Annotated in this window: 1 protein-coding gene; it reads left to right on the top strand. The window is 69.1% G+C overall.

Features of this window, described 5'->3' with window-relative positions:
* Window positions 1–1,224, top strand: a 1,224-nt coding sequence (locus ABZ845_RS31970; RefSeq protein ID WP_360987075.1) for a condensation domain-containing protein, incomplete at both ends; no start/stop codon positions are given.

Raw genomic sequence — 1,224 nt, 5'->3', positions numbered from 1 at the left:
GGTCCGACCGAGGCGACGGTGTATTCCACGGCGTGGTTCGTCGGGGATGATGTGGCGGGTGTGGTGCCGATCGGCCGGCCGATCTCGAATGTGCGTGTCTATGTGCTCGACGGCTCGCTCAACCCGGTGCCGGTGGGGGTGGCGGGCGAGTTGTATCTGGCGGGTGTGGGGCTGGCGCGCGGCTATCTGGGGCGGCCGGGTTTGACGGCGGAGCGTTTTGTGGCATCGCCGTTCGGTGTGGCGGGTGAGCGGTTGTACCGCACGGGTGATCTGGTGCGGTGGTGTGCGGATGGTGAGATCGAGTATCTGGGCCGGGTGGATGAGCAGGTGAAGGTCCGGGGGTTCCGGATCGAGTTGGGTGAGGTGCAGGCGGCGGTGGCCGCGTATCCGGGGGTGGACCAGGCCGCGGTGGTGGCGCGTGAGGATGTGCCCGGTGACAAGCGACTGGTGGCGTATGTCGTCCCGGCCGAGGAGGCCTCGCCTGAACTGCCAGCTGTTTTGTTGGAGTTCGTCGGTCAGCGGTTGCCGTCCTACATGGTGCCGTCGGCGGTGGTGGTGCTGGAGGCGCTGCCATTGACGGTGAACGGCAAGCTGGACCGCCGTGCGCTGCCCGCACCCGACTTCACGGCCGCGCTGACGGTGAGCCGGGAGCCGTCGACGGTGCAGGAGGAGCTGCTGTGCCAGGCGTTCGCGGAGGTGCTGGGGCTGGAGCGGGTCGGGGTCGATGACGACTTCTTCCTGCTGGGCGGGCATTCGCTGCTCGCCACGCGTCTGATCAGTTGGGTGCGGACGGTGCTGGGTGTGGAGGTGCCGCTGCGAGCGCTGTTCGAGGCCTCGACGCCGGCGGCGCTGGCTGCGCGGCTGGGCCAGGCGGGCGAGGGCCGTCGGGCGCTGACGGTGACGGCCCGTCCGGAGCGGGTACCGCTGTCCTTCGCCCAGCAACGCCTTTGGTTCCTCGGCGAGTTGGATGGTCCGAGTACCACCTACAACGTTCCGATGGCGCTGCGTCTGACCGGTGAGCTGAAACGCGAGGCCCTTGAAGTCGCCCTGCGCGATGTCATCGAGCGCCACGAGGTGCTGCGTACGGTCTTCCCCGTCGCCGACGGTGAGCCGTACCAGCGGATCCTGTCGGTGGACGAGTCCGGGTTCGAGCTGGTCGTCGCCGAAGTGGCGGAGGCCGGCCTGGACGCCGCAGTGGCTGATGCGGCCGGTGTCGGCTTCGCC

Source organism: Streptomyces sp. NPDC047022 (assembly GCF_040644155.1).
GTDB lineage: Bacteria > Actinomycetota > Actinomycetes > Streptomycetales > Streptomycetaceae > Streptomyces.
The sequence above is the reverse complement of the archived record's forward strand: the minus strand, read 5'-3'. Positions and strand labels throughout refer to the sequence as shown.